The sequence below is a fragment of the Bradyrhizobium sp. Rc3b genome, from assembly GCF_900114915.1.
Taxonomy (GTDB): domain Bacteria; phylum Pseudomonadota; class Alphaproteobacteria; order Rhizobiales; family Xanthobacteraceae; genus Bradyrhizobium.
Map to the genome: position 1 here is coordinate 376,293 of NZ_FOUS01000009.1, position 6,827 is coordinate 383,119.

The following is a 6,827-nucleotide window of genomic DNA, read 5'->3' on the forward strand; positions in this document are numbered from 1 at the left end:
AAACAGTTTGGTCACGGGCCGCGGGGAGGGGTGGGGATACACCTTCATTTCCTCCGGCACCGGAAGGCCGACACGGACAGGCAGGGCTTCCCAGGGCCCTTTTCCTTTTGTGCACTTGCGCAAGGCCGGCAAAGGCGACTATCTCCAAACGGATCGTTCCGATCGCGCCTGAAAGCGAAGCTGCCTTGGATTCCCCGCACGATTCTCCGCCGCAGGATTCTCAGCCCGGCCTGCCGGCCGCCCATGAGGAGGCTCCGCGCGAGCCGGTCCTGACGCTGCCTGTGGCGCTGACCGCCTATATCGTCCTGCTGGCGGTGATCCATCTGCGGGTGCTGCTGCCGCCGGAGCTCGAGAACTGGACCATCGACGTCTTCGGCTTCATCCCCAAGCGCTACGATTCCTCGCTGCTGAACTTGCAGATCCCCGGCGGGGCCGGCGCCAAGGTCTGGACCTTCGTCACCTATTCGCTGCTGCACGCCAATCTGACCCATCTCGGCTTCAACGTGCTCTGGCTGTTGCCGTTCGGCAGCGCGCTGGCGCGGCGCTTCGGTGCGGTCAGGTTCTTCCTGTTTCTGGCGGTGACGGCGGCGGCCGGTGCGCTCGCCCATCTCGTCACCCATGAGCATGCGGTGGCGCCGATGATCGGCGCCTCGGCCTCGGTGTCGGGCGCGATGGCAGCCGCGATCCGCTTCGCGTTCGTCCGCGGCAGCTTCCTGTCGTTCAACCGGTCGGACGCCGATACCGCAGCAAAGGTTCCGGCGCTGCCGCTGTCGCGCGCGCTGCGCGACGGAAGGGTGGTCGGCTTCCTCGCCGTGTGGTTCGGCGTCAACATCATCTTCGGCGTCGGTGCGATCGGCATCGATTCCGAAACCACGAGCGTGGCCTGGCAGGCGCATATCGGCGGCTTCTTCGCCGGCCTGCTGCTGTTCGCGCTGTTCGATCCCGTGCCGCGCGTGCGAAACGATGCTGCGGATGCGTCATCACAGGACGTTTCAGACCGTATTTGAAGCGGCGCTTGCGGCGCGGCCCGAATTCATCCATCATTTGCGGGAAGAATGTTCCGAAGCTGCAAGCCGCTAGCGGCGATGCTTCGCAAAGCGCCTGAGCCTGCAACCGGCGCTAAAACTGTTAGTTGAAGACTCGAAGAACAAGTCCGGGCCGCCAAAGGCGGAACGGGTCCGATTCAGGGAGGCAACAATGACGGTACGTTCCATTCTCAACACCAAGGGCCACCAGATCGTGAGCGTCGAGCCCGACGCGAAGCTGGCTGCCGCGGTCAAGCTGCTCGGTGAGAAGAAGATCGGCGCGGTGCTGGTGATGAACCAGAGCCGGCTCGAGGGCATCCTGTCGGAGCGCGACATCGTCCGCGTGATCGGCGAGCGCGGCGCCGGCGCGCTGGAGGAGCCGGTCGCTCAGGTCATGACCCGCAAGGTCGTGACCTGCAAGGAGACCGACACGGTCGCCGAGCTCATGGAGATGATGACGTCGGGCAAGTTCCGCCATCTGCCGGTGATCGACAGCGGCAAGGTGGTCGGCCTGATCTCGATCGGCGACATCGTCAAGCGCCGGGTCCAGGAATACGAGTCCGAGCAGGAAGCCCTGCGCGACTACATCAAGACGGCCTGATCAGGTCTGCTCGCCGGCTTTCGGCGCGGTGCCTTCGGGCGCCGGCGCCAGCACATGGATTGCCTCCTGGATCGACTCCAGCGCGCGCTCCGCGGCGCGGGTGCCATGAGCGATCAGGTCCTCGGAGCGGTGGAAGTCGAACCAGCCGAACTGGCCGACCCGCGGCGTGATCAACAGATCCGGCGGATCGCCGGCAAGGCGGGCGCGGGTGATGCGATCCTGCATGATGTTGAAGGCATCCACCATCACCGAGGAGATGCCGGGCCGGCCATTACCGCCAAAGAACTCGCGCTTCATCGTCCTCTCGGGCGAGAACAGGCGCGGGAAGCGCCGCTTGGCCGTCGGCTCCGCCGCCTCCGGAGCGACCGGGGCGGGCAGTGCGCCGTGCGAATAGATCGTCGTGGAATGGGTGAAGATGTCGCTGGAAAGATTTGCGGCGATGACGATTTCGGCGCCGAGCGCGCGGGCGGCCGAGACCGGCACCGGGTTCACCAGCGCGCCGTCGACCAGCCAGCGGTCGCCGATCAGGACGGGCGAGAAGATGCCGGGCAGGGCGTAGGACGCACGCATCGCATCGACGACGCGGCCGCGCGTCAGCCAGATCTCGTGGCCGGTGCGGACCTCGGTCGCGACGCTTGCGAACTTGATGGGCAGGTCCTCGATTAGGGTCTGTCCGACCGCGTTCACGAGGCGGGTCGCCAGCTTCTCGCCGCCGAGCAGGCCGGAGCCGTTGAGGCGGATGTCGAGATAGCCGAGGATGTTGCGCATCCCTTGCAGGCTGCGCCCCCACTCTTCGAACGTCTCGAGCCGGCCGGCCGCATGCAGGCCACCGACCACGGCGCCGATGGAGGTGCCGACCACGACGTCGGGCACGATGCCGTTGGCAATCAGGGTTCTGAGGATTCCGATATGGGCAAAGCCGCGCGCCGCGCCGCCACCGAGGGCGAGGCCGATGACCGGTCGGCGGGTGGGGCCGAGGCCAATCTTCTCACCGTTCGAGCCGTTCGCGCCACGCCCCTTCAAGATGTCTAACACCGAAACTCTCCTACGCCGGGGCCTGCACCGTCAGACTAGGCACCGCATTTGCGCTTCGCCATATCAGGCGCGAAGCATGGTTTATGCCGCTTTGGAAAGGGCACGGGGCAGGAGTATGGCGAGGGACGGTTGCCTCTGGTGTAATCACGCAGGCGTCAACCAGGTTCCATCGATCTGCACGGGCCCGTATTTCCAGGGGTATCAGAGGCTTGAATTTGCCGCGTTTTCGGTGAAAAGCAGGGGGCATGACACGCGGGGGTGACGGCATCATCGGATGGCGGCGCAGCGGCAGGCTGCTGCCGGCGCTGATCCTTGCCGCGTGCCTCGTTACCTCAGGCCAAAACGCTGCGCAGGCGCAGCTTTTCTCCGATCGTCCGCCGCCGGTCCCACCGGCTTCGGTGCCCGAGCCCGGCGGCGCCGTCAGCCTGGCGCCGCCCTCCGGGCCGGGCGCCGGCCCGCCGAGCCTGCCGCCGACCCTGATGCAGCCGGCAACCCCGAGCATGCCGCCGCCCGCGGTCACGACCGTGCCGCCGGCCGCTCCGCTCAATGCGGCCGTGCCCGGACAGGGCGTGCTGTCGCTGACCGCGAAATACGGCAAGGATTCTCCGGCGATCACCAGCGGCCTGGTCTGGCGCGTGTTTGCCGACCGTCCCGACGAGAACGGCACCTTCAAGCTGATCCGCGAGGACCGCAGCGCCACGCCCAACATCGTGCTGCCGCCCGGCAATTACGTCGTGCACGTCGCCTTCGGCCTCGTCAGCGCGGTGCGCACCGTCAGCCTGAAGGCCGAGACCGACCGTGAGTCCTTCGTGCTGCCGGCCGGGGGCCTGCGGATCGAGGGCCGGGTCGGCACCAGCCGCATTCCCCAGAACCAGATCTCGTTCGCGATCTACAAGGGCAGCCAGTTCGAATCCGGCGAGCGCGCCTCCTTGGTGCCGAACGTCGCCGCCGGCGACGTCGTGCTGCTGCCGGAGGGCACCTACTACATCATCTCCAACTATGGCGACGCCAATTCGGTGGTGCGCTCCGACATCCGCGTCCAGGCCAGCAAGCTCACCGACGTCACCATCACCCACCGAGCTGCCGTGATCACCCTCAAGCTGGTCAGCGACAGGGGCGGCGAGGCGCTCGCCAACACCGCCTGGTCGGTGCTGACCCCGGGCGGCGACGTCATCAAGGAATCGATCGGCGCCTTCCCGCGCGTCGTGCTCTCCGAAGGCGAATACCGCGCCATCGCCAAGAACGAGGGCAAGGTCTACGAGCGCGGATTCAACGTCGTCAACGGCGTCGACGGCGAGGTCGAAGTCGTCGCGCGCTAAGGCCATCGCGCGCTAAGGTCCTGGCGGCGGTGCCGCCTGCGACCTGACGCCGACCTGACGCTCGCACGGAAATTCTCATCGAGCGCACCAGCGTGCATCTTCTGTTACCGCCGCATCCGCCGTGGGGACTGGTGAGAAAATGCTCATCCCCATCAACCCCTGTGTTCTGCTTTGAATACTGCAAGATCCAGCAGATTGCCTGCTGGGGCCAAGGCGAACACCGCTGGCGAAAGCTTATTCCCGCACCCCCGCCATCTTCATCCCAGCGGTGCAAGAGACGAATTTCCGATCATCAATTTTATTCTCTTTCCACTCGGCTGGGTTATATGTCGGGCATCCGTTTAATGGGGGAGGCCGGAGCAGGGGCTTGGATGCCTTTGCGAGACCGGCAAGGAGCAGGGGACCAAGCTCGTCGGCATGTTCGAAGTGATCCTTACCAGGCGCAAGCGGTTTGGCTGGCGATGGCAGGTGTGCGACCAGTCCGGCAAGATCTTTGCCGATGGTTTCGAGCGCACCCGGCCGTCCGCCAAATATCATGGCGAGCGCGCGTTGTTCTTCCTGTTGTCGCAGGCCTACTTGCGCAACCGCTCCGCCGCGTCCAGCGAGGACTAGCGGCGAGCACAGCTCCGTAGCCCGGATGGAGCGCAGCGTAATCCGGGGCCTTCGTGCTCTTTAGCGAGAATCCCGGATTGCGCTGCCCTCATCCGGGCCACAAGCTCCACCTCAGACATCGACGACCAGCTTGCCCTTGGCGGCGTGATCCTTGATCAACGCATAGGCCTCGTCGACGTTCTCCAGCGTAAAACGCCTGGCGTCGAGCAGCGGCACGAGCTTGCCGGCCTCGGCGAGGCGCGTGGCTTGCGCCATGATCTCTCCATGATGCGCGCGGCCTTCGGCTGTCAGCAGCGGCAGCAGCGTGAACACGCCTGAATAGGTGGCCGCCCGGAATGACAGCGGCGCAAGCGCATGCGTGCCCCAGCCGAGCGCGCTCACCACATGGCCGAAGCGGCGCACTGCTTCGAAGGAAGCGTCGAGCACCTTGCCGCCTACGGTGTCGTAGACGATGTCGAAGCCGCGGCCGCCGGTATGCTGCGTCACGTAGGTTTCGACCGAGCTGTCGCGGTCGATGAATACGGCGCCGAAACCTTCGATGGTGGCGCGCTGCGACGGCGAGCCGGTTGCGAACACCTCCGCTCCGACGGCGCGCGCGATCTGGATCGCGACATGACCGACGCCGCCCGCACCGCCATGAATCAATACCTTCTGACCCGCCTTCATCGCCGCCCGGTCGATCAGGCCTTCCCAGGCCGTGATGACGATCAGCGGCAGGGCGGCAGCTTCCCGCATGCTGAGATTAACAGGCTTCGGCGCGAGGAGATCGGCATCGACCGCGGCGAATTCGGCCAGCGATCCCTGTACGCCGCCGACACCACCGGTCATGCCGTAGACCTCGTCGCCCGGCTTGAACCGCCTCACCTCGCGCCCGGCCAGTTCGACCACGCCGGCGAGATCGATCCCTGGAATCGCCGGCAGCGGATGGCGCGCATGCGCCGCGGCGCCCGCCTGGATCTTGGTGTCGAGCGGATTGACCCCGCTCGCGCGCACCCGCACCAGCACCTCGTGCGGGCCGATCTCTGGCGTGGAGATGGTTGAGACGCGCAAGGGAGCGTTGTGGGTCTCCAGGACGCCGGCGCGCATCGTCGATTGTCTCGTCATGATCGTCTTGCTCCGTGATCGGCTCAATATGCCCATGAAATTTTGCATGAGAAGGAACAAAGCTGTACGCTCGTCATACATTTTTGTATGGCGGGAATCCTGATGGACTGGAGCGATTTGCGCATCTTCCTGGCAATTGCGCGCGAAGGCACGCTCGGCGCTGCCGCACGAAAAATCGGCCAGACCCAGCCGACGATGGGCCGGCGGCTTCGCGCGCTCGAGACATCGTTGGGCCAGACCCTGTTCCAGCGCACGGCGGATGGCCTGGTGCTGACCGACGAGGGTGCCGCCGTGCTCCGCCATGCCGAGCGGATCGAGGACGAGGCGCTCGCACTGGAGCGTCATGTATCCGGCGCGGAGACGCAGCTCGACGGCCTGTTGCGCCTGTCGTCGTCGGACTGGTTCGGGACGGTGATGCTGTCGCCGGTGATCGCCGCGTTCGGCAAGCGTCACCCCAAGGTGACGGTAGAGCTCCTGACCGATGCGCGGCTCTACAGCCTGCCGCGGCGTGAAGCCGATCTCGTCTTCCGCATCAAGCCGTTCAGCGAGCCCGAGGTGATCTCCAGAAAGCTGCTGCACATTCCCTACGCGCTCTACGGCAAGAAGGGCAGCAAGCCGCCGCGCGCCGGCGACGGCAGCGCTGTCCGCGTCGTGACGATGAATGCCGAGTTCGCCGACATGCCGGACGCCGTTTGGCTGAAGCGCGCACTGCCGAATGCAGCAATCGCCTCGCGCAGCAACAACAGGCAGGTGCAGGCCGAGCTTTGCGCCAGCGGTGACGGCTTTGCCGTGCTGCCGCGTCCGCTCGGCGACCGCGACCGCCGTCTGGTCGCGCTCGACATCGGAACGGCGCCGCCCGGCCGCGACACCTATGTCGGTTATCACCGCGATCTCAGGCGCCTCGCCCGTCTGCGCGCGCTGCTCGATATCGTGATCGAGAGGCTGGCGGGGTGAGGCTTCGTAGCCCGGATGGAGCGAGAGCGTAATCCGGGGCGCTCGTGCCTCGTAGCAAGGCTCCCCGGATTACGCTGCGCTCCATCCGGGCTACAAGATCTTGCGCTGCCCGGCGGGCAAAACACGCGAGCCCTGGGTCAACGCGCGGCGACAAAAATATTCCACTTTACCGAAATT

Annotated in this window: 7 protein-coding genes; 5 read left to right on the forward strand and 2 right to left on the reverse strand. The window is 65.9% G+C overall.

The features are described from left to right. Positions 1-185: 185 nt before the first annotated feature. Both BM190_RS23170 and BM190_RS23175 read left to right on the forward strand, forming a co-directional pair. The gene (locus BM190_RS23170) at positions 186-1,007 is read left to right on the forward strand and encodes a rhomboid family intramembrane serine protease (RefSeq protein ID WP_092259278.1); all 822 of its coding nucleotides are present in this window, start codon (positions 186-188) and stop codon (positions 1,005-1,007) included. A gap of 190 nt (positions 1,008-1,197) precedes the next feature. Further along, positions 1,198-1,626: a CBS domain-containing protein gene (locus BM190_RS23175; RefSeq protein ID WP_092259281.1), complete on the forward strand. Its 429-nt coding sequence runs from the start codon at positions 1,198-1,200 to the stop codon at positions 1,624-1,626. Here BM190_RS23175 and BM190_RS23180 read toward each other — a convergent pair whose 3' ends face one another. Further along, on the reverse strand, positions 1,627-2,661 hold the full coding sequence (locus BM190_RS23180) for a patatin-like phospholipase family protein (protein WP_092259284.1): 1,035 nt from the start codon (positions 2,659-2,661) through the stop codon (positions 1,627-1,629). Between the two features lie 245 nt (positions 2,662-2,906). Here BM190_RS23180 and BM190_RS23185 point away from each other — a divergent pair, with 245 nt between their 5' ends. After that, the gene (locus tag BM190_RS23185; protein WP_092259287.1) at positions 2,907-3,980 is read left to right on the forward strand and encodes an RgsD C-terminal domain-containing protein; all 1,074 of its coding nucleotides are present in this window, start codon (positions 2,907-2,909) and stop codon (positions 3,978-3,980) included. A 417-nt stretch (positions 3,981-4,397) separates the two neighbouring features. Further along, positions 4,398-4,592: a hypothetical protein gene (locus BM190_RS23190; RefSeq protein ID WP_018322145.1), complete on the forward strand. Its 195-nt coding sequence runs from the start codon at positions 4,398-4,400 to the stop codon at positions 4,590-4,592. A 111-nt stretch (positions 4,593-4,703) separates the two neighbouring features. Here BM190_RS23190 and BM190_RS23195 read toward each other — a convergent pair whose 3' ends face one another. Further along, positions 4,704-5,696: a zinc-dependent alcohol dehydrogenase family protein gene (locus tag BM190_RS23195; RefSeq protein ID WP_177237234.1), complete on the reverse strand. Its 993-nt coding sequence runs from the start codon at positions 5,694-5,696 to the stop codon at positions 4,704-4,706. Between the two features lie 102 nt (positions 5,697-5,798). Here BM190_RS23195 and BM190_RS23200 point away from each other — a divergent pair, with 102 nt between their 5' ends. After that, on the forward strand, positions 5,799-6,650 hold the full coding sequence (locus BM190_RS23200) for a LysR family transcriptional regulator (RefSeq protein WP_092259388.1): 852 nt from the start codon (positions 5,799-5,801) through the stop codon (positions 6,648-6,650). The last annotated feature ends 177 nt before the right edge of the window (positions 6,651-6,827 follow it).